This is a genomic window from Spirosoma koreense (genome assembly GCF_054777875.1).
In genome coordinates, this window is record NZ_BAAHAC010000022.1 from 761,666 (window position 1) to 783,760 (window position 22,095).

Annotated in this window: 16 protein-coding genes; 8 read left to right on the top strand and 8 right to left on the bottom strand. The window is 55.5% G+C overall.

The window, feature by feature from the left end:
- Positions 1-3: 3 nt before the first annotated feature.
- Positions 4-1,020 carry a helix-turn-helix transcriptional regulator gene (locus tag ACYVC2_RS16520; protein WP_461103643.1) on the top strand — a complete coding sequence of 339 codons (1,017 nt, stop codon included), beginning with the start codon at positions 4-6 and terminating at the stop codon, positions 1,018-1,020.
- A 33-nt stretch (positions 1,021-1,053) separates the two neighbouring features.
- Here ACYVC2_RS16520 and ACYVC2_RS16525 read toward each other — a convergent pair whose 3' ends face one another.
- Both ACYVC2_RS16525 and ACYVC2_RS16530 read right to left on the bottom strand, forming a co-directional pair.
- Positions 1,054-4,614, bottom strand: a complete 3,561-nt coding sequence (locus ACYVC2_RS16525; RefSeq protein WP_461103645.1) for a carboxypeptidase regulatory-like domain-containing protein — start codon at positions 4,612-4,614, stop codon at positions 1,054-1,056.
- Between the two features lie 65 nt (positions 4,615-4,679).
- A complete protein-coding gene (locus ACYVC2_RS16530) occupies positions 4,680-4,979 on the bottom strand; it encodes a putative quinol monooxygenase (RefSeq protein WP_461103647.1) in 300 nt (99 codons plus the stop codon).
- A 157-nt stretch (positions 4,980-5,136) separates the two neighbouring features.
- Between ACYVC2_RS16530 and ACYVC2_RS16535 the strand changes: the two genes are divergently transcribed.
- Positions 5,137-6,108 carry an aldo/keto reductase gene (locus ACYVC2_RS16535; RefSeq protein ID WP_461103649.1) on the top strand — a complete coding sequence of 324 codons (972 nt, stop codon included), beginning with the start codon at positions 5,137-5,139 and terminating at the stop codon, positions 6,106-6,108.
- A gap of 171 nt (positions 6,109-6,279) precedes the next feature.
- On the opposite strand, the gene ACYVC2_RS16540 is transcribed toward ACYVC2_RS16535, so the two are convergent.
- Positions 6,280-6,999, bottom strand: a complete 720-nt coding sequence (locus ACYVC2_RS16540) for an SDR family oxidoreductase (RefSeq protein ID WP_461107163.1) — start codon at positions 6,997-6,999, stop codon at positions 6,280-6,282.
- Positions 7,000-7,305: 306 nt separating this feature from the next.
- Between ACYVC2_RS16540 and ACYVC2_RS16545 the strand changes: the two genes are divergently transcribed.
- Together ACYVC2_RS16545 and ACYVC2_RS16550 are read left to right on the top strand one after the other, a co-directional pair.
- On the top strand, positions 7,306-7,671 hold the full coding sequence (locus ACYVC2_RS16545; protein ID WP_461103651.1) for a hypothetical protein: 366 nt from the start codon (positions 7,306-7,308) through the stop codon (positions 7,669-7,671).
- A gap of 118 nt (positions 7,672-7,789) precedes the next feature.
- A complete protein-coding gene (locus ACYVC2_RS16550) occupies positions 7,790-10,264 on the top strand; it encodes a TonB-dependent receptor (RefSeq protein WP_461103653.1) in 2,475 nt (824 codons plus the stop codon).
- Positions 10,265-10,371: 107 nt separating this feature from the next.
- Here ACYVC2_RS16550 and ACYVC2_RS16555 read toward each other — a convergent pair whose 3' ends face one another.
- Positions 10,372-10,911 carry a YdeI/OmpD-associated family protein gene (locus ACYVC2_RS16555; RefSeq protein WP_461103655.1) on the bottom strand — a complete coding sequence of 180 codons (540 nt, stop codon included), beginning with the start codon at positions 10,909-10,911 and terminating at the stop codon, positions 10,372-10,374.
- Between the two features lie 140 nt (positions 10,912-11,051).
- Between ACYVC2_RS16555 and ACYVC2_RS16560 the strand changes: the two genes are divergently transcribed.
- On the top strand, positions 11,052-11,666 hold the full coding sequence (locus ACYVC2_RS16560) for a dihydrofolate reductase family protein (protein ID WP_461103657.1): 615 nt from the start codon (positions 11,052-11,054) through the stop codon (positions 11,664-11,666).
- A 9-nt stretch (positions 11,667-11,675) separates the two neighbouring features.
- On the opposite strand, the gene ACYVC2_RS16565 is transcribed toward ACYVC2_RS16560, so the two are convergent.
- Positions 11,676-12,188: a GNAT family N-acetyltransferase gene (locus ACYVC2_RS16565; RefSeq protein ID WP_461103659.1), complete on the bottom strand. Its 513-nt coding sequence runs from the start codon at positions 12,186-12,188 to the stop codon at positions 11,676-11,678.
- Between the two features lie 101 nt (positions 12,189-12,289).
- Here ACYVC2_RS16565 and ACYVC2_RS16570 point away from each other — a divergent pair, with 101 nt between their 5' ends.
- The 3 genes from ACYVC2_RS16570 (at position 12,290) to ACYVC2_RS16580 (ending at position 15,152) form a co-directional block, all read left to right on the top strand.
- Positions 12,290-12,736 (top strand): hypothetical protein, encoded by a 447-nt coding sequence (locus tag ACYVC2_RS16570; RefSeq protein ID WP_461103661.1) that lies wholly within the window; start codon positions 12,290-12,292, stop codon positions 12,734-12,736.
- 677 nt (positions 12,737-13,413) lie between these two features.
- Positions 13,414-14,415 (top strand): NADP-dependent oxidoreductase, encoded by a 1,002-nt coding sequence (locus ACYVC2_RS16575; RefSeq protein ID WP_461103663.1) that lies wholly within the window; start codon positions 13,414-13,416, stop codon positions 14,413-14,415.
- A gap of 131 nt (positions 14,416-14,546) precedes the next feature.
- Complete coding sequence (locus ACYVC2_RS16580) at positions 14,547-15,152, top strand: TetR/AcrR family transcriptional regulator (protein ID WP_461103665.1); 606 nt, start codon at positions 14,547-14,549, stop codon at positions 15,150-15,152.
- Between the two features lie 45 nt (positions 15,153-15,197).
- Here the strand turns inward: ACYVC2_RS16580 and ACYVC2_RS16585 are convergent, their stop codons facing one another.
- The 3 genes from ACYVC2_RS16585 to ACYVC2_RS16595 all read right to left on the bottom strand — a co-directional run bounded on the left by ACYVC2_RS16585 (position 15,198) and on the right by ACYVC2_RS16595 (position 22,075).
- On the bottom strand, positions 15,198-16,127 hold the full coding sequence (locus ACYVC2_RS16585) for a cation diffusion facilitator family transporter (RefSeq protein ID WP_461103667.1): 930 nt from the start codon (positions 16,125-16,127) through the stop codon (positions 15,198-15,200).
- Between the two features lie 224 nt (positions 16,128-16,351).
- Positions 16,352-17,620 (bottom strand): efflux RND transporter periplasmic adaptor subunit, encoded by a 1,269-nt coding sequence (locus tag ACYVC2_RS16590; protein ID WP_461103669.1) that lies wholly within the window; start codon positions 17,618-17,620, stop codon positions 16,352-16,354.
- Between the two features lie 12 nt (positions 17,621-17,632).
- Positions 17,633-22,075, bottom strand: coding sequence for a CusA/CzcA family heavy metal efflux RND transporter (locus ACYVC2_RS16595; protein ID WP_461103671.1), 4,443 nt, complete (start codon positions 22,073-22,075; stop codon positions 17,633-17,635).
- Positions 22,076-22,095: the final 20 nt, after the last annotated feature.

A 22,095-nucleotide genomic window follows, 5' to 3' on the forward strand; every position in this document is an offset into this window, starting at 1 on the left:
CCTATGCCCATCACCCGTTCCGCTTTTCAGCGCTATCGTCTGATCGACGAAATTATCAGTCGGCATCCCCGGCAGTATTCCAAGCAGCGGCTGTTTGAGCTGTGCCGCGATAAGTGCGGAATCCGCTCGATTTCGTCGCTGGAGAAAGATATTCAGCGCCTGCGCGAAGACCACGATGCACCCATTGCCTACGACAAGCGCCGGAATGGCTATTACTACACCGACCCGCAGTTCCGCTTGCTTCGGCTGATGCTCTCGCCGGATGACATGGAAGCACTCGATTACGCGCGCGAAGTGCTGACCGCCACGCAGGGCGCATCTGTAGCGGGCGAGCTGGCCAATGCACTTCAGAAAGTGCGCCAGAGTCTGGACATTATTCGCGAGGTGAAAACCGAGACGTTGACCCGCCGGGTGGTCTACGTGGAAGAGCGGATTCTGGGCGGCAACCGGCAGTACGTGCCGGTGCTGATCCGGGCTATCAACCAGAACCGGCAAATAGCCTTTCATTACCGGAAGCACGACGTTGGGGCTGACGAACCCATCGAAAAACCGAAGCTTCGAACACTGCACCCGATTCTGTTACGGGAAGTGGCCGATAGCTGGTACGTGATCGGTTACGACGAACCCAGCGGTAAGGAACGGACGTTCGCCTTCGACCGCATGAGCGACCTGGAATTGATCGACGAACCCTGCGCGGTTCCGCCCGACATACTGACCAATGTCAGCGAACTGTTCGAGCACATTTACGGGATTACCGACAGTAGCGGTCCAGTCGAAGAGATTCTGTTGTCGTTTTCGCCCCTGTTTGGCCGCTACGTCAAAGCCAAGCCCATTCACCAGACCCAGGAAGTCGTAAGCGATACCGAAGCGGCCTGCGTTATCCGACTGCGGCTGGCTCCCAACCGCGACCTGCTCATGCACCTGCGCAGCTACGGCGAACATGTAACGGTGCTGCAGCCCGAAAGCCTGGCGAAAGACATCCGCGAGTCGCTGATGGCAACCCTGGCTCATTATGGATGAATAGGTATCGCGGGTTTCAACCCGCGATACCTCTTACTGCACCCGAATCAACTCGGTGCCGATAACCGGGCGTCCTTCGGCGGTGATGCCCTGGACGGTGATGCGAAGCGTGCGGACTACATCGGAGAGCGGGAAGATCAGTTGCGTACGGCCCTGCGAGTCGGTCTGAATGGTGGGTTTCCAGTATAACACATCCCGCCGATCGACGCGGGTGGAGGGGCCGGACTGGGTTTCGTCGGGGCGGGTTTCGTACCGGGGTACGTAAAATTCGCGCTGTATGGACGGGTAACCAATGAAGGACAGCGGTTTCATGCTCGATTTACCGACGCCGTTCTTCTGGTCGGGGCTAGTGCGCTTGGTGTAGAACGCAATGACGCCGTTGCCACCCCGAACGCCGTAGATACCCGTGTTTCCGGCATTTTTCAGGAACTCGATCCGGTCGATATCGCCCGGGTTAAACGCCAGCAACGCTGTCCCGTCGTCGTCTTTGACGTACATGCCGTCTACCATATACAGGGGCTGTGTACCACCCATCAGACTCCCGTTTCCCCGGATGACCACTTTGTAGTTGCCCGTCAGTGGAGCCTGCGTAACGCTGACACCCGCTACCCGCCCGCGCATCATCTCGTACAGGTTAGTAAAGCGGGGCGACTTTTCATCGAAGGTAAGCGTCGCATCGGCGCCACTGTGTAAACCCATCCGGCGAATCTCTTCCGGTCGTTCGTCGTACCTCCGCGCCCGAACCGTTACCTCTTTCAACTGCTTTACTTTTTTGTCCCGGTACAAGTCGGCATCGCTCTCCTGGCGAAGGCGGGCTGCTTCCAGTTGTGCACGCAGGGCCTTCCAGTCGGGCAGGCTGCGGGTCGTATCGGTCTGCCACAACTGACCGGGGCTTTCCAGCACCAGCCGCGCTTCTTTATCGGGCAGATCCTTCAACTGCCGGTCCGATAATTGCGTCATCAACTGAACGGTGTCGGACAATGCCAATCCAGCTAGCCGGAACCGGCCCCGCTCATCGGTTCCGGCTGATTTGACAAACGACTCATCGGCTTTGGTGGAGGCAATGAATACCTGTGCCCCGGCAATGGGCTGATTCTGGGGATTCAGCACTCGCCCCATGAGCGAAACGCCACCGAGCAGATCCGTAGCGGGGGTTCCGCTGACCCGTCGCCAGCCTTGCGTCAGCAGCAGGTCGTCCAGCGCCTGGCGGGTTTCGGGTGTATTGTCTTTCAGGTAAAGATTGGGTTGCTCGACCCGGCCGCGCAGTTCGCCGGTCAGGAGCAAATGAGCCTGAATGGTCGCTTCGGCAGTATCGGTCAGCACCTGATCGGCATCGGTGATCGACGCCGACAAAGCCGCCACGGCAGGTAGTCCGTCGTTGTTCAGGTTGAGGGTCAGTATGGCCTGCTCACGCGGTTGATAATGCGGTTTGTTGACGCCCATAATCACCCGGATGGGCGGAACCCGATCCGGGATAAACACCAGCCGCTCGGCCCGCGGGCGGGCGGTTGCGTCGTACAAGGTCAACTGGTTGAGGCCAGGCGGCAGCGGGGCGGTGGGAAGGCTCACCTGAGCCAGGCCATTCTGCAGCCGGATTTTTTGCTGACTCACCAACCGCCCCTGTTGCTGGATAAGCACGTACACCGAGTCGGTGGCGAGTCCGTTTTTGGCTGTAATGGTTAGAGCAATTCGGTTCGTATCGCTGACCGCATCGGCCGCAAAAACGAGACCGCTGGTGTCGGCGGGCGGCAGCTGAGCCGATCCGACCAGGTGGTGCCGGTCCGTAACTGGAAGCGTCGTTACCTGCGCGCGATAGGTTTGGCCGGGTTTGGGAGTCAGCGTAACATGACTCATACCCAGTGAGTTCGTAGTAAAACGCGCCACTTCGGTACCGGCATCATCCACAACTTTACCCACCACTGGCCGGCCACGTCCGTCGGTAGCCACCACTTTGATTCCTAACCGAGCCTCCACGTCGGTCACCCAGCGTCCACCTTCGGGAAAGACCTGTACATCGAGCGGATGATGGGTGGTATCGGCCGAAACCGGGTTCTGGAGGATGTTATATACCGCAATCGATCGTTCGAAGGCGGCTCGTTTCTGTCCATCGTCTTCGTCGGTATAGGCGCGTAGGCGATACGTACCCGCAGCCAGCGTATCCGATAGCCGAAAATTCCCGGCTGCCCGGCCATCCGTGACCCGTAACCACTGATGCTGCACGAGTTTTCCGGCCGCCGTCAGGACGTCGACGTGCATGGCGGTTTCGCCGAGCGGCAGCCGGTTCGTCGCGGCATCCAGAAAATACGCACTCAGCCAGATTCGGTCGCCGGTTGCGTAGAACGGTTTATCGATGTGCAGAAACAGGACTGGCGACAGGGCGCGAAATCGATCGGTAAAGGCCGTTGTAATTCGGCCCAGCCGTGCATCGGGCGGCAGCAGTTGGCCGCGTGTTATAACGGGCGCGCTGGTGGCTGGATTCGCATCAGTCTGATTCGGTTGCCAATCGGCGGGCAGCATCCGCGAAAGCCGGTCGTCGCCCAGAGAGCCCTGAACTTCCATGCCCTCCGGGAGCGTGATGGTGCCATCGAGGGTAAATTGAAGATGACCGGTAGGCAGCCTGATCTGCGAATACGCATAGCGGGCGTCGATGTACGGCGAATAGGGTGATGTGGCATTGGTGTAAAAAACCACTAACGGATAATCGGATACCAGCCGCCGTTCGAACGACAGACGTCCGGGCTGTATGAGCTGCCGGATGCGCAGCGGATACAGTCGCCTGTTGATCGACCCCGACAAGGTTGTTCGCGAAAACCGATCCCGGTCGATGGGCACGGTCATGTTTTCCTGATACACCAGAAAGCCTTCTTTCTCGTAGGTACTATCGACGAGGCTGGCCATCAGGTGTCGGGTCGACCCTTTATAAGCGGTCATCCGGTTCCGCCGAAATCGATTCGCCTGCCGTTCGTTTTCGGCTTTCATCTCCTCAAACCGGGCGGTACCCGCATAATACACTTTCTGAACGGTGCCGTCGAAATACAGAAGGTCGTACCAGAGCTTATAACCGAGTGCCTGGTTTTCAATCAGAATTGGCTCCGAGGCTGTTGCTTTCAGGTGCCCGTTTTCTTCTTTGAAACTAAGGACGTCGCTGTTGACGATCAGGCACTGTCCGCCGAAGGGTTCACCGAGCAACCGGCGTTTGAACTCTTTCAGATGTCGTTCCCACTTCTTCTGATTACCCCGCACGGTGACGGCCGCCAGCATCTGGTTATTCGGTTTAAGGCGGAAATTAGCGGTTTTGGGGTCGGTATTGTCCAGCCGAAAAACATGCTTGTCGGGTTGATAGCCGATGAAAGACGCCACCAGTTCAACGGTGCCGAGCGGAACGCCGGTGAGTGAGAAGTGCCCTTTTTCGTCGGTGAGCGTGCCGCGGGTGCTGCCATTCAGGTATACGTTGGCGAAGGGCATGGGCTTGCCGGTGGTGGCGTCGATGACGTGGCCGGAGAGGGTCGTCGTCGTGATTTGCGCCAGCGCCAGGGGCGTTAGGGCGGCCAGCAGACAGGCCGTTAGCCAGACGACACAAACCAGACGAGCCATGGCTGTTGAGAGCGTTTACGTACTATCAGCCAAAAGCAGGTGTCTGAGTGGTTATACTCAATGGCTCAGGGATTTACGATCTCCAGCCGTACGGCGGAGAAGGCAATAGGCCGTTCGGCAAACAGAGCTTTGCTGGCGACCCAGGTGGTGCGGAATAAATCGCTTTGGCGATATGCTTCAAGCGCATCGGCCGACGCCCACAGGCTATACGTGATGCGTACGTTCGGGTGGTCGGGGTCATACAGGAGTTCGAGATGATGATTTCCGGGAAAAGCCCGGATGTGGTGTTTCGAGCGGTCGAAGATGGTGTGGAAGTCAGCGAGCTTATCTTCCTGAAAGGTCATGCGAACGATACGAGTGAGCATTTTTTTGATTGGCTACAAAGTTGGGTCCGCCATTGCGTCACAAAGAATAGAAAGAAAAAAAAGAGTAAAAACGATAAGGCTCGTTATTTACTGAAGAACTCTGTGTTCTTTGTGCCGCAACGGCGGACCGCTCTGTAGACAATCAAAAAACGAATTCATGAATTATCGAACATTTGGCCGGACGGGCTGGCAGGTCTCCGAAATCGGCTATGGGATGTGGGGGCTGGCGGGCTGGACTGGCTCCGACAAACAGGAAGTCTTGAACGCCCTTCAGCGTTCCGTCGAACTGGGCTGTAATTTTTTCGATACCGCCTGGGCCTACGGCGACGGCGTCAGCGAAGAAGTTCTGAACCAACTGCTGAAAAACAACCCCGACAAGCAGTTGTATGCCGCCACGAAAATTCCGCCTAAAAACCGCCAATGGCCTTCAAAGCGAGATTCCAGACTGGAAGACGTTTTTCCGGCCGAGTACATTGTCGAGTACACCGAAAAAAGCCTGAAGAACCTGGGTGTCGAAACCATCGACCTGCAGCAGTTTCACGTTTGGGAAGACAACTGGGCCGACCAGGACGAATGGCAGGAGGCCGTTACGAAACTAACCCAGCAGGGAAAAGTGCAGGCCTGGGGCGTTTCGGTCAACCGCTGGGAGCCCGACAACTGCCTGAATACCCTGCGCACCGGCCTCATCGACGCGGTGCAGGTGATCTACAACATCTTCGACCAGAACCCGGAAGACAATCTCTTCCCGCTCTGCCGAGAACTGAACATCGGCGTCATTGCTCGTGTGCCGTTCGACGAAGGAACATTGACCGGTACGTTAACCAAAGAAACGACTTTCCCGGCCGACGACTGGCGCTCAACGTATTTTGTACCGGAAAACCTCAACAGCAGTGTCGATCACGCGGAGGCCCTGCGCCCGATCATTCCGGCTGGTATGACCATGGCTGAGATGGCGCTGCGGTTTATCCTGAGCAACCCCGACGTGCACACGACGATTCCCGGTATGCGCCAGATTCGGAACGTCGAAGCGAACATCGCGGCCAGCGACGGCAGCGGCCTTGCTCCTGAGGTATTACGCGAACTGAAGGAACACCGCTGGGACCGTACCCCAACCAGCTGGAGCCAGTAAAAAAGTAATGTACAATGAATAATGGATAATGGATAATGGATAATGTAAATCGGAGAAGCCCAATCATTATCCATTATTCATTGTACATTATCCATTATCCATTATCCATTATCCATTATCCATTATCCATTATCCATTATCCATTATCCATTATCCATTATCCATTATGCTCTAGTATTCCTGCGAGAGGGGGTGGACCATGAACTCATCGATGACGACGTGAGCGGGGCGGCTGACGATGAACAGCATCGACTCGGCCATGTCTTCGTTCCGGAGCCAGCTCGCTCGCTTGTCTTCGCGGCCCGACGCGTGAAAATTGGAATCGACCAGCCCCGAATAAACGCCCGTCACTTTGATGCCAAACGGGCGGACTTCTTTCCGGAGCGCCCCCATGAACGCTTCCTGCGCGTACTTGCTGGCCGTATACAGCGCACCACCCGCAAACGTACGCTTGGCTACATCCGACGCCACGACTACAATATGTCCGGCTCCCTGCGACTTCATAGCCGGGAGAGCAGCTTTGGTGAGCAGAAACGTACCCTTGACGTTGGTGGCCATCAGCTCATCCCATTCGGTGGCGGAGAACTCCTCGACGTTTTTGAAAATTCCATACCCGGCATTATTGATCAGCACATCAATGCGCTGAAACTGATCGAGTGCCGTTTTGACAACGGCTGCCATGTCCGATTCATTGGCGACGTCGCCCGGCACGGCCACGATTTTACCCCGAACAGAGCCTTGTTCAGCTTCGGTAACCAACTGATTCAGGTCATCGGCGTTGCGGGCGGTGGCAACTACATGGGCACCATGCTGCGCTAACAGTAGGGCCGTTGCCCGACCGATGCCACGCGAAGCACCTGAAATAATCACGGTTTTGTTTTCGACGTTCATATACATAGATTGAGCCGAAGGAAAGCTCACCGTAAAGGTCATAAAGTTTGGCCTGAGTTTGTCATTCCGACGAAGGAGGAATCTTAAGTTATCCTAAGCCTCAAGATTCTTCCTTCGTCGGAATGACAAACTCACTCACTTTTCAAAATCTAAATGGCTTTGTGATAAACCAGCGATTTGATCAACTTGCGCTAAAATTAATTTTAGATATATCTAAAATTAAATGAATCAGAGCACTTCATAATTGATGTTTCTTATCTTTGGTTCAAATTTGATGCATTGACGCTCAGTGAGTAGCGGAACAAAATGATCAATTGGCTTCATCTTCACCGGTTTCGGTTAGCCCGTATCCTGCTTGGCCTGTTTCTGGCCATGTGGTTGAACGGGGTGGTGTTTCGCCACGCCCACCGCTTGTCGGATGGGCGGTTGATTGTTCACGCGCACCCGTACTGGCCATTCGGTAAGGGGCCGATTCAGCCCAACAACCACACCGCTCAGGAGATTCTGCTGCTGGATCTGGCCGGGCACCTGCCGGTGGTTGTCAGCACTTTTTTCGCCTTTCTGTTTCTGCTGCGTAGCCGTCAGCGGGTCTTTTTCGGTTCTGTAAACCGCTCATTTCATTCGTTTTCCCCGTTTTTTTGCTTCTCGCATCGGGGGCCGCCCATCGTTTGAGTCATTTCTGATAAGTCTCACCAGCTAAGCACTGGTGATCGGTCGTGCTTTTGCACTGGATTCGTCAATCCATTGCGTACCGATCCATCCGACTGTTCAATCAAACGAAACTTCCTGAATGAAATCATTTCTTCTTCTGATTAGCCTTGGGCTAACGGTCGGGCGTGTGTATGCACAGCCGGCGCCGAACCGAATTATCCGCGGCTCGATTACCGATGCCGAAACTCATAAATTCATTCCGTTCGGCACGATTAGCCTGATCGGCCAAAGCAAAGGCGCGCTGGCCGATGCCAGAGGCCAGTTTGTACTGACCCTCAAAGCCGATTCGCTGGAACACCAGCTTATCATTTCCTGCATCGGTTACAAGTCCGATACGCTGCTGGTCCGGCCTAGTACTGACGAGTATACCATCGAAATGCTGTCCGTTTCGAATACGCTGAATGAGGTCGTCGTGACGGGTGTTACCCGGGGAACCCTGCTCAAACAGAATCCGGTGGCTATTCTGGCCATTTCGCGCCGGGCCATCGAAAGTACCGCGAGTAGCAACATCATCGACGTACTGGTCAAAAATGCGCCCGGTCTGAACGCGGTCAAAACGGGACCGAATATCTCCAAACCGTTTATTCGTGGGCTGGGCTATAACCGGGTACTGACGCTCTACGATGGAGTTCGGCAGGAGGGGCAGCAGTGGGGCGATGAGCACGGAATCGAAGTCGACAATTATAATATCGAGCGGGCTGAAGTAATCAAAGGACCTGCCAGCCTGATGTATGGGTCCGATGCGTTGGCGGGGGTGGTGAGCATGATGCCGTATTACCCGAAAGATACCGAAGGGAAGATTAAAGTTGGGTTTGTGACGGAGTATCAGTCGAACAACCGGATGCTGGGTGAGTCGGTCAGCCTGGCGTCGGGCGGGGCGCGCTGGTCCTGGAATCTGCGCGGTTCGCTACGGGCGGCTACCAATTACCAGAATAAGATCGACGGCCGGGTATACAACACAGGCTTTTCCGAAAAAACGGCAACGGCCATGCTGGGCTACGCGGGCCAGCGGGGGTATTCGCGCTTCGGGGCCGCGCTGTACGACAATTTGCAGGGTATTCCCGACGGCAGCCGCGATTCGCTGACGCGCCAGTTTACCCGCCAGATTTACGAATCGGACCGGGATGATATTCAGCACCGGCCCATCGTGCCGATCAGCGAATTATCGCAATACAAACTTGGGCCGCTGCACCAGCGGATTCAGCATTACCGACTGCACACGAACAACCACTACCAGGTAGGTAACGGCGAACTGGATGTGCTGCTGGCCTTTCAGCAAAACGTCCGTCGGGAGTACAACCACCCAACCCGGACCGATCAGCCGGGCTTGTATGTGCGGCTCAACACCCTCAACTATGGGCTCCGCTATAACCTCCCGAATTTCTCGAATGTATCGGCCACGGTGGGTGTCAATGGCATGTACCAGGCCAACAAGAACAAGAACGGAACGAATTTCCCTATTCCAGATTATACCCTGTTCGATGTCGGCACGTTCGTTTTTCTGAAGTGGCAGGTCGATAAACTGACTCTGAGTGGGGGCGTGCGCTACGACCGACGCCGGTTGCACGGCGATGACTTTTACGTGCACGTCGATCAGAAAACAGGCTTCGACCGGCACGTGACCCTGCCCGATACAGCCGGAGCTACGCTGCAATTTCCGCGGCTGCAACAAAACTTTACGGGGGTTTCGATGAGCGTAGGCATGACGTACGAATTCTCGGAACGGCTGGCGCTGAAAGCCAACGTGGCGCGGGGCTATCGGGCACCGAGCATCACCGAAATTGCCTCGAACGGCCTCGATCCGGGCGCGCATATCGTTTATATCGGCAACCGGAATTTCAAGCCCGAATTCAGTTTGCAGGAGGATCTGGGGCTGACGGCTACCTTCCCGGATGTAAACATCGGGATCAGCGTGTTCAATAATTACATCCAGAATTACATCTCCCTGGCGCAGTTAGTCGATGCGCAGGGCGAACCGGTGGTGATCGTGCCGGGGAATAAAACGTACCAGTATCAGCAAGCGTCGGCGCAACTCTACGGCTTCGAAACCCAGCTGAGCATCCATCCAACCGCCTGGCGAGGCTTCTCGTTCGACAACAGCGTTGCGCTGGTGTATGGGTATAACCGGGGGAGCCTCTACTCGGATGCGGGCATCAATGGCGAATACCTGCCGTTTATTCCGCCCCTGCGCATCTCGACGGGCATCAGTCAAACGCTGAACGTGAAGCGGCAATGGCTGTCGGACGTGAACGTAAAAGCGGATGTAGAATATAATGCCAGCCAGAATCGGTATCTGGGATTGAATGACACAGAAACATTCACGCCCGCTTTTACACTCGTTAATGCCGGGATCGATGGGCTGATTCATGTTGGGCAGAATCGACCGGGACTACGGCTGTCGTTTCAGGTCAATAACCTGTTCGACGTAGCGTACCAGTCGAATTTGAGCCGATTGAAATATTTCGAGTACTTCACACGTTCGCCCAACGGCCATTACGGCATCTACGGCATGGGCCGAAACGTCTGCCTGAAGCTAACTATCCCGTTTAATTAGCATGTCATAAAGCTGTCATTATTTGTCATCAGGTAGTCATTAAGTCGTTATTCGTTATCATTGGTCGTTTATTTTGCCCAACAACGAATGACAACCTTATGAGCCCCCTAATTCTGTTTTTTGAAATAGCGGATCGTTTCTCCAAAGCTCATGCGCATCGACAAGCCGCGCAGGGCTTTGGCAATCCGGTCGGCTTTGGTTTCGGGCGTTTTGGCGTCTTCGATCCATTTGCTGAAATAATTCTGGTGGCTTTTGGCTAATGACGCGAAGAATTTCAACGCGTCAGGTTCATCGTCCAGACAGGTCAACAAGTCAGCCGACTGCGGCAACGGGTCAGTGTCCACTTCCAGGTTCACCTGAATCGGCGTGCCTTCTTCGTCCTTGCCGATGCCCCGGCGCATGCCAGCGTTGATGGGCATCATGAACCCGCCTTCCAGCCCGTCGCTTATGCGCGGTACTGACTTTCCCATGGGCAGCAGAGCCACCTGTTTAATGGAGTACTGGTCCAGACTACCTTTGACCCGGAAACTGGTTTTCTGACCCGGCTTGAGTTCGTCTGTCACGGCAATCGGAATCTCGATATATGTCCAGCGGGTTTTATCGCCTTTCTCGCCGAATTTCTGAAGAATAGTAGTGAAAGAAATCATGCTTTATGGGGTATTAACTGACTGCCAATAAATTTGAGTAGCAGTAACGTGGGTGGAAACTCGCGATTTTAATCAACAGTCGCGGGTTTCCACCCACGTTACTGCCTAAATACGCAGAAAATAATAAATACCGATAATCATTGATCAACACCAGCCGTAGTTCAACAGTACACCGATCGCTGATGGCAAACTCATTTAACATAACGATTCACATGGTTTCGAGTCTTGACGGCTTTGTTGCCAAAAAAGACAATAGTGTTTCCTGGTTTGAGACAGCTGACCACTATGAAAAGGGGGTTGAGTTGACCGAGCAGGACACCGCGGAATTTTTGAAAACGATCGATTGCTATGTGATGGGGTCACGGACTTACGAACATGCTCTGACGCTTGCAGAAACGTATGGATGGGCTTATGGCGACGTACCGACCATTGTTGTAACGGAGCGAAACCTACCCGTCGTCAGGCCAGCTATTGAATTGTATGCGGGCGACCTAAGCAAGCTGGTGAATGAGCGGCTGCAACAAACCTACAGGAATGTTTGGCTTGTGGGCGGACCCACACTTGCCAGTGCGTTTATCCGGTTAAAATTAGCGGATGAGATACGCCTGTCTATTCTGCCTGTTATACTGGGCGATGGGATACCGTTTTTTGACCGCCTTAATCTGGAAGAGGCCCTGCATCTGAAGCAGGTGACAGCTTACAAAAGCGGCATGGTCGAGCTGTGTTACAAAATAAAAAATAACCTAGTGTTCTGAAAGGTACGTTTAGGAGAAGGCCAGGATGTAAAACTGGCACAGAAACGTTTGGCCGAATTCCGTAATCGCGCGCTGGTACGTGCGTTGAAACCCGTGCCGTTCGTAAAACTGCATCAGTTTGGGGCGGGTGGCGTCGGTTTCGAGCTGTAGCGTCGTTATGCGCCGGCGCAGGCATTCCGTGCGGCAGAAGTCGATGATGGCCTCGAACAGGTTCTGGCCGGCAAAGGATCGGCGAATGGCCAGTTTGTGAATAAAACCAGAGGTGTTGTCGGGGACGTCGGGCCAGTAGAGCGGATCTTTCCATTGCAGGATAAATACCGCAGCCGGCTCCGGACCGGCCCCTTCCTCCCGGTCGACGTACATGACGTGGAAGTTACCGGTCGTGTACTCATCCAGCAAATTTTCAGCCGTGAGGGTATCGACGTTCCAGAGTTGGCGGTCGCTGTCGATGAGCCACTGGCCCACTTCGCGCAGGATGTCGATGGCCAGGTCAGTCTGATTGTTTTGTAAAGTAACTATCATGAAAACGGGTGTCGGTGTTGGGCTACGGTCGATGGCCGGCTTTTGGGAAGCACCAGCCTTAACATTTGGGCGACCTGACAAGTTAAGCACATATGGCAAATATGAACAAAACAATCCTGCAATCGCTGGGTAGCGGCCTGTTTGGGGCCTGCGTACTGAACGTAATTCATGAAACCACCCGTCAGTTTATCGACGAAGCGCCCCGGGTTGACCTGCTGGGCGAACGGGCCATTAAGAAAGGCATGAAAAAAGTGAATCTGGAACCACCCACCGGTGATGAACTGTATTACTGGACGTTGGCGGGCGACTTGGTTTCGAATGCGCTCTACTACAGTCTGGTTGGTCTGGCGAAGCCAAAATATGCTGTACCTGCCGGGGCCGCGCTGGGGTTGGCTGCCGGAGTAGGGGCGGTGGGCCTGCCTGGTCCTATGGGCTTAGGAACGGCTCCGAGCAACCGAACCCCCGCAACCAAAGTCATGACCATTGGCTGGTACCTGATCGGTGGTCTGGCTACGGCGGGCGCGTTTCGATTCCTGAAAGGCCGGTAATCGCTCCAGCGAATCGCCTGGATTTCCGTGCCGGAAACACTACGCATATATACTTGGGATAGCCTTCACAGGAAGCGGTTCTTGTAAATAAGCCGTGGGTATCGGGTTGTCCGGCACGCTAATGTTCCCAAGCATTTGATTCGATCGCCTGGGTTCGCGCCTGCAGAACGCCGACGGGCTATTTCGTACGATCTATACTTCTCACCGACAGGTCGGTTAGATAATATAACATGTTCATTTTAACATAGTTATAATACAAAATACGCTTCATTAATTTCAGACTTTCACGCAGTAACTGCCCAATACTTGTGCATATATTGCATTCCAAACGGTAAGTAGTGGAAGCGACAAGCCGAACCACCCTGGTTCTGTGCCTGTTTCGGTCGTTTCGACTAGCTGCTTCAACATCGAAGTCGGCTTTGCATGCTTACCCGTTTGACCTACGAGCTGACCTAAAAAAGTAAAATCAGGCTAGTTGAGCCAAGGCGCTACACCTACGGCGAAAGGGCTCACATGGGCCAATCGTATTGTGCCGGAAATAAATTGCGGAAGGTGCCCGGCCGGAACCTTCCGCAATTCGTCTGGAATAAATAAGGCGGTTATTTTTTGCGTCGATTGACGCCTGAAAGCGCCTGAGTATGACTAAACTTTTTTAACCTAAGGAGCTGAAATTGACTATGAAAGCGTTTGTCATCGATGAATATAAAAGTAAAGAGCCGATGCGGCTGGCTGATATGCCCGAACCAACGTTGCAGGAAAACGACGTGTTGGTCGAGGTGCATGCGGCTGGTGTAAATCTGCTGGATTCTAAAATCAAAGGCGGGGAATTCAAGCCGATGTTACACTATAAATTCCCGCTCATCTTAGGCCACGACGTGGCAGGCGTTGTTCTTGACGTTGGCCCAAAGGTCAAAAAGTTCAAGGCTGGCGACAAGGTTTATGCCCGTCCGGCCGACTATCATATCGGAACGTTTGCCGAGCGCATCGCCATAAGTGAAGCCGATGTGGCCCTCATGCCCGCTTCGCTGTCGATGGAAGAGGCCGCGTCGGTCCCATTGGTAGGCCTGACGGCCTGGCAGGCACTGGTCGAAAAAGGCAACCTGCAAAAGGGCCAGAAAGTATTTATCCAGGCTGGGTCGGGTGGGGTAGGCACTTATGCCATTCAACTGGCCAAACACCTGGGCGCAACCGTTGCCACCACCACCAGCGCAGCAAACAGCGCATTGGTGAAAAGCCTGGGGGCCGACGTGGTGATTGACTATAAAACACAGGATTTTGAACAGGTCCTTAGTCAGTACGATCTGGTACTCAACAGCCAGGACCCCGCCACGCTGGAGAAGTCGCTGCGGGTGTTGCGGCCCGGTGGCCGGCTCATTTCGATCAGTGGCCCGCTCGATCTTGACTTTGCCAGAGGGGCTGGCCTAAGCTGGATGCTAAAGCTGGTCATGTTCTTTTTGGGGTACTCCACCAACCGCAAAGCAAAAGCGCTCGGGGTGAACTATACCTTTATGCTGATGAAGGCCGATGGAAGCCAGCTGGCCAACATCAGCCGGATGATCGACGATGGAATCCTGCGGCCGGTAATGGACAAGGTGTTTCCCTTTGCCGAAGCCAACGAAGCGCTGGCCTACGTCGAAAGCGGCCGTTCCAAGGGTAAAGTCGTTCTTAAAGTAAAATAACAACGCTATAGTGCCGAAGGTCCGGCTTCGGTCGGCAAGGGCTGGCTAGCCGTTCAACCCCCGATAAATCGTTTCCGTTGGAACAATTATAATTCATCGAGCGTATTTATACCACATGGTATATTCAGGCGATGAAAAACGAATTGTCGAAAGCCGAGCGGACCCGTCGGTTCATTATCGAAAAGACGGCTCCCATCTTCAATACGAAAGGTTATGCCGGCACCTCGCTGGCCGACCTGACCGAGGCTACCGGCTTGACGAAGGGTAGCATATACGGTAATTTTGAAAACAAGGAAGAGGTCGCGCTAGCCTGTTTCGACTATAATTTTGGTAAAATGTACCAGGCTGTCGGTGCCGAGATTGCCCAGGCATCGACATATTACGAGAAGTTACGGGTGTATGTTACCTTCTACCACAGTTTCACCCGATCGGCGTTTCTGGAAGGCGGTTGCCCCATCCTGAATACCGCTACCGAAGCCGACGATACCAATAACCTGCTGAAAGACAAAGCGGCTAAGGCACTGATTCTGTGGCGGAAACGCCTTGCCGATCTTATGAAAGCCGGTATCGAAGCGGGTGAGTTCAAACCGGATATAGCGATAGAACAAACGGCGCTTTCCATAATGGCCCTGATTGAAGGGGGAATTATGATTGCCAAAGTGACAAACACGCCCGCCAGTCTGGATAAAGTGCTGAAGACCGTCGAGATGCTGATTACGGAACTCAGGGCGAATTGACCTATGTCGCTCCTGGATAGGCCTCTATCCTGTTTGGGAAACGGGTTAGCAAACCTCCGCTTCGCAATCATCTTCGGCGACCATCTCGGTTTCAAGGGTCGCATGACTGATGTTCTGGTGTTCGAGTCGATGGCGGGCGTCGTGTTTGAGGCCAACGATCTGCTGTTCGGATAAGCCCGGCTGCAGCACCAGATGGGCTGTCAGGGCGTTTTCGGTGGTGCTCATAGCCCATACGTGCACGTGATGGACATCCTGCACACCCGTCACCGAACGCAGGTCTTGCAACACAGCCTCCAGGTCGATACCCGCCGGAACGCCGTCCATCGACAGGCGCAGGCTATCCGCCAGTAAACCCCAGGTCGATCCCAGAATCACTACCCCCACCAGAATCCCAATGACCGGATCGAGCCAGGTCCAGCCGGTATACTGGATAAGGATACCCGCAATGACAACGCCCAGCGAAACCAGCGCATCGGTGGCCAGGTGCAGGTAAGCCCCTTTGGCATTCAGGTCATGCTCTTTGTTCCGGAAAAACAGCAAAGCCGATACTGAATTGACCAGAATACCGACGCCCGCTACCCAGGCCACGGCCCCGCCCGCCACCGGTTCGGGATGCCGGAAGCGCTGAAAACTCTCCCACAAAATAGCTCCGATCGTAATCAGCAGAATGACTGCGTTGGTGAGAGAAACCAGTACCGTACTTTTCCGGTACCCATACGTAAACGTCGGCGTCTGTCGGACGCGGGCCAATCGAAAGGCCAGCAGTGAGAGCAGCAGGCTCGCTACATCGCTCAGGTTATGGCCGGCGTCGGCAACGAGGGCTAACGAGTTGTAATAAATTCCCAGCGCAAACTCGACCGCAACGTAACCCGCATTGAGCACCGCACCGATAATCAGTGCGCGATTGACGCTTGTCAGAACGACAGGGCCGTGCTGATGGCCAGCGTGGTCGTGATGGGTATGCTCGTGCGCCATAATATTCGTTTATACGTAGATTTTTACCGCAAAATCGCGGAGCATGTGGCTCCGCCGTGAGTTCATTTCTGGAATTTTGTCAGGTGGGAGCCGTACTACAGTTCTGTAATCACCATTGATGACCGTGGCACGGTTCCCGCCTGACAAAACATCTACCTTTATCAACCTTATTTAAACAAGATTGGTTAGGGTGCTCAATAACTGACCTGTTAACGGGCTGACTGTCAGTGATGGTGCTCCTCTTCCTCACCGCTGGCAGCTTTGAGTTGCGATAATAAGGCGTAGGCACCTCGCACCACCACCTGCGTGGATTTCCAGTCAAGGGTAGTCGGCAGCGTAACCTGCGAATAGCCGCTCTCGGTAACGCCCCGCCGAACGGGAATTTGCTTAAATACGGTGCCGTGCGTTTTCGGTTCTTCAGCGTCATGGTCAATTATGGCACTGTCTTGGGTCCCGGCATGTTCAGCATGCTCCGATGCCATTTCTGTCGTCGTCACGAAGATGTAGTCTTTGCCTTCTGCCGAAACAATGGCTCCCTCGGGCAGCGCCATGACGCGGCTCTCGCCCAGATCGAGGCTGGCTTTCAGAAAGGTGTTGGGCGTCAGTCGGGCGTCGGGCTGGTCGAGCTTTGCCACGACCCGAACGGAACGGTCGGTATCGATAGCCTGATTGATGAAGCTGATGTGACCCGATCGTTCGCGACCTGCTTCGTTGTTCAGCAACAGACTGACGCGCTGGCCCGCCCGAATCTGCGGCAAATCTTTCTCAAACACCGTCAGTTCGGCGTAGAGGCCCTGGCTGCTGGTGAGTTGGGCAATGACGTCGGTCGGCTGCACGTACTGACCGGCCGTGGCTTTGACGTCGGTAACGACTCCCGATACGGGCGCGACGACGACGTAATGAGCGCTGTATTTTCCGGACAGGGCGTCCTGGGGCGATAACCCAACCCGGCGAATTCGCTGGCTTAGCCCCGCTACCCGAGCCTGAGTGGCTTTTAGATCGGCCGTCGTTTGCTGAAGCACTTTCAGCGCGCCGACATTCTCGCGGCTGAGTTCCTGCTGACGGGCGTATTCGGCCTCCAGGTAGGTCAGGCGGCTATGGTTTTCGGCGTATTCCTGCTGCAACTGCACCAGTTCAGGATTTTCGATACGGGCCAGAACCTGCCCCTTCTGTACTGGCTGGCCGGGTAGGAGCGGGATGGAGCGGATGAAGCCGCCCTGCAGGGCCGTCAGAATCACCTGACTCTGGGCCGGAACGGCCAGTCGGCCGTTGAGCTGAAGGAGTTGCCCCAGGTTGCGGTATTCTACCCGCCCGAGCTGGACAGAGGCTATCCGCAGCTGATCATTGGTCAATTCAATAAGGTCTGTCGCTTCGTGTTCGTGGCTAGGTTCGGGTTCGGTTTTCTGGTCCGGTTGCTGCTTTTGGCAGGCGATCGTTGTGCAGAGCAGCCCGAGCAGAAGCGTCAGTCGATAAGGATGAATAAGGGCAAACATCGGTTGAGTGTGTTAAGGCAGGCCCAGCAATTGCTCCAGGGCAATAACCGCCTGATTGTATTGGTTGATGGTGTCCAGATAATTCAGGCGGGTCTGATGCGAGCGCGTCAGTGCCTGGGTGTATTCCAGGTAGTTGGCCTCGCCCGCCCGAAACGATTTTTGTGCGCCTTCGACCAGTCGCCGGGCCACGACCAGACCGGTCTGGTCGTAATAAGCCAGGCTGGCCTGTTGCTTGCGGATCTGTTGCACAGCCGCGGCCAGGGTTCCCTGCAGGTTTCGCTGGTTGTAGGCCAGCGTCGCTTCGGCCACCTGCTGACCCAGCCGGGCCGACTCGATACGCGCCCGCTGGGCTTTCTGAAAAATGGGAATGCCGACGCCAACCTGTACGCCCTGAAAACGCTTGCCTCCGCTGAAGTAGCGGTCCTGTCCGTCGACACTTTGCACCCCGATGAGCGACTGGTTGAAATAGCCGACCGAATAATCGGGTCGCAGGCGGGCCTGTTCGACGGCGATCTGTCCTTCGGCAATGGAGACCTGCTGCCGAAGTAAGGCCAGCGTAGGGTTCTGCACCAGCGCCGAATCGGGTAGGGCAGGTAGGGGTCGGCGGGCGAGTGGCTCATCGGGTAAGGCCAGTGGGGCGCTGGTGTTCAGCAGCGTCTGCAAATCGCTGAGGGCAATTTCGCGGTCGGCGGCTGTCTGCGCGCGCTGGTTCTGAATTTCACCGAGCAGGTTTTCGGCAGTTGCCACTTCGAGCCCGGTGCCTTCGCCGGTGCGGTGCCGTACTTCCGTCGCCCGCCGGAACGTTCCGAGCAGACTATCCTGCGCTGCCAGGAGCTTCAGCCGTTCGGTCAGGTAAGCCAGCGCCAGGTAGGTACTTTTTACGCGCGCCCGCAACTCGGTCTGGATAAGCCGCGCCTGTAACTGGCTGCCCTGCACATTGGCATCGGCGAGTTTTTCCAGACCCCGGATCAGCTTACCGTTTGGAATACTCTGGGCGATCGTGAAGTTATTGTCCCAGTTAATGGAGTTGTACTGCCCGCCCGTCCACTGCAAATCGGTTCGGCCAATCTCCCGGGCACTCCGTCGCGTCGTTTGCTGCAGGGCAATGGTCAGATTACTTACCCGGCCTGATCCATTGTTAGCCTGCGCCAGGGCCAGGGCGGCATCCAGTGTCAGCGGACCCGCGGGCGTGGTGTTGGCCTGCGCCCGAACGGTTAGCGATCCTCCCATCAGCAGCCCGGCGATCAATAGCCAACTGACCAGGTTGCCCACGGGCTTACCCGCCCGAGCGGGGGGCTGGTGGCCGAAGCGGGTTTGTTCCCACCAGTAGAGGCAGGGCAATACCAGCAGCGTCAGCAGCGTTGCCGAGACGAGTCCGCCAATGACAACCGTAGCCAGCGGTCGTTGTACTTCGGCTCCGGCAGTCTGGGCCAGAGCCATGGGTAAAAAGCCAAGTGACGCCACCAGCGCGGTCATCAGTACCGGACGAAGTCGGGTCGCTGTGCCTTCCAGAATGATCGTTCGCAGATCATGATGGCCGCTGGCTTTCAGGTGGTTAAATTCGCCGATGAGTACGATGCCATTCAGTACCGCTACACCAAACAGAGCGATGAACCCGACACCCGCCGAAATACTGAACGGCATACCGCGCAGCCAGAGGGCAAACACCCCACCGATGGCCGCTAACGGAATGGCCGAGAATATCAGCAAACTTTGCCGGACCGAGCCGAAGGTGAAAAACAAGAGTATAAAAATGAGCCCAAGCGCTACGGGCACGGCAATGCCAAGCCGGTCTTTGGCTTCCTGTAAATTCTGGAACTGCCCGCCATAGGTGAGGTAGTAGCCCGCCGGGAGCGTTAGCTGCGTTTCGAGCTTCTGCTGCAGTTCCTGAACCACGCTTTCCACATCCCGCTCCCGTACGTTGAACGCCACCGTGATGCGTCGTTGGGCATTTTCGCGCTGAATCTGATTGATGCTGTTCTGAAACGAAACCTCCGCCAACTGGCTCAGCGGAATGGACTGGCCACCCCTGCTGGTCAGCAACAGGTTCTGCACGTCTTCGAGTCGCTGCCGGCTGTCCGACTGTAACCGGACCACCAGATCGTATCGGCGTTCGCCTTCGTAGACCAGACCCGCCGACGCCCCGGCAAAAGCCGCCTGCAAGTACCGGTTGGCTTCGGTAATGGATAAGCCAAAGCGGGCCAGTGCATCCCGATCGAACCGAACTACGATCTGAGACAAACCCGATACCTGCTCGACATAGACATCTTTTGCGCCAGCTACACGGGCCGCCACCCGGCCAATACGGGCGGCATAGTCGGCCAGAACACCCAGATCTTCTCCGTAGAGTTTTACGGCTACATCCTGCTTGACGCCCGTCATGAGTTCGCTGAAGCGCATCTGAATCGGTTGCAGGAACCCGAAACTTACCCCCGGAATCTGCTCCAGCTTCTTCTGCATCTTTTCGGCCAGTTCTTCACGGCTATCGGCCGATGTCCACTCACCGCGTTCTTTCAGCAGAATCATAATGTCGATGGCTTCCACGGGCATTGGGTCGGTCGGAATCTCACCCGCGCCGACTTTACCGACCACTTCGACCACTTCAGGAAAGGACTCTTTGAGCATTTTTTCCGCCTGAAGTGAAGCCTCGATGGTCTGACCCAGCGACGAGCCGGTCATCAGCCGCGTTTCGACGGCGAAGTCGCCTTCGTCCAGTTGAGGGATAAACTCACCGCCCAGTCGGGTAAATACAACCAGGGCCACCGCAAACAGACCCACCGATAGCCCCACGACCAGGGCCCGGTAAGACAAAGCCCAGCGGATGGCCGGATCATACAACCGATGAAAAAAAGCCATGATTCGGTCGGAAAAGGAGGGCGTATGGCTGGTGCCGAACGTTTTGTTCAGCACCAGCGCCGAAATCATAGGAACGTAGGTTAGTGAAAGAATAAACGCGCCGGCAATGGCAAAAACGACCGTCTGCGCCATCGGCCGAAACATTTTACCTTCGATGCCAACCAGCGCCAGAATGGGCAGGTACACAATCAGAATGATTATTTCGCCAAAAGCCGCCGACGAACGAATGCGGCTGGCGGATTCGGCCACTTCATCGTCCATTTCGGTTTGGGAGAGAGTGGTTTGCGGCAGAAGGCGCTCCGCTGGTCGAACCGCTGCCCGTTGGTTCATGCGTACCCGTAAATGATGCATGGTCGCTTCGACGATGATGACCGCGCCATCCACGATCAGTCCGAAATCGATGGCCCCCAGGCTCATGAGGTTGCCCGATACACCGAAGAGATTCATCAGCGATACGGCAAACAGCATCGATAGTGGAATGACCGAGGCAACGACCAGGCCCGCCCGCCAGTTGCCCAGCAGAAGTACAAGGACAAAAACGACGATCAATGCCCCCTCGATCAGGTTTCGCTCGACCGTTCCGATGGCCCGATTGACAAGCTTGGTCCGATCCAGAAAGGCATGGATTTCGACGCCTTCGGGCAGCGATTTTTTGATCTGCTCGATCCGCTGTTTTACATTCCCGATTACGTCGGAGGAGTTAGCGCCTTTGAGCATCAGGACGATACCGCCCACTACTTCGCCCTCGCCGTTGTGGGTCATGGCACCGTAGCGTACGGCATGCCCCAGGCCGACCTGCGCCACGTCGCGGACCTGTACCGGAATGCCTTCGTCGGTTCGGCGTACGACGATCTTACCGATGTCGGCCAGCGAGCCGATGAGCCCTTCCGAACGAATAAAATAAGCGTTGGGTCGCCGGTCGATGTAGGCTCCTCCCGCGTTCTGATTGTTGTGCTGAAGGGCGGTAAACAAATCGTCCATCGTGACGTTGGCCGCCCGAAGGCGCTGCGGGTCTACGGCGACTTCGTACTGTTTCAGGTAGCCACCGAAACTGCTGACGTCCGCTACACCTTTCGTGCCCAGCAACTGCCGCCGGACAATCCAGTCCTGAATCGACCGTAGCTCGGTGGCCGAGTAGCGCTTTTCGTAGCTCGGCTTTGCCCGCAGCACATATTGATAAATTTCGCCCAGGCCCGTCGTTACAGGAGCCAGTCCGGGTTCGCCAGCTTCCGCCGGGATCTGCGAGCGAACCTGCTGAAGCCGCTCGAACACCTGCTGGCGGGCCAGCAGGCCGTTGACGTCGTCGTCGAAGACAATGGTAATCACCGACAACCCAAACCGAGAAATGGAGCGGATTTCCTCTAAATCCGGCAGCGTCGCCATGGTTTGTTCGATGGGGAAGCTGATGAGCCGTTCGACGTCGGTTGCCGACAGGGCCGGGCTTTGGGTAATGACCTGAACCTGGTTGTTGGTAATGTCGGGCAGGGCGTCGATGGGCAACCGGGTCAGCGAATAGCTACCCCAGATTACCAGCGCGAGCGTTCCCAGCCCAACGATCAGTTTATTCTGAATGGAAAAACGAATGATACGATCCAGCATGGTCGAATCGGAACAAATGA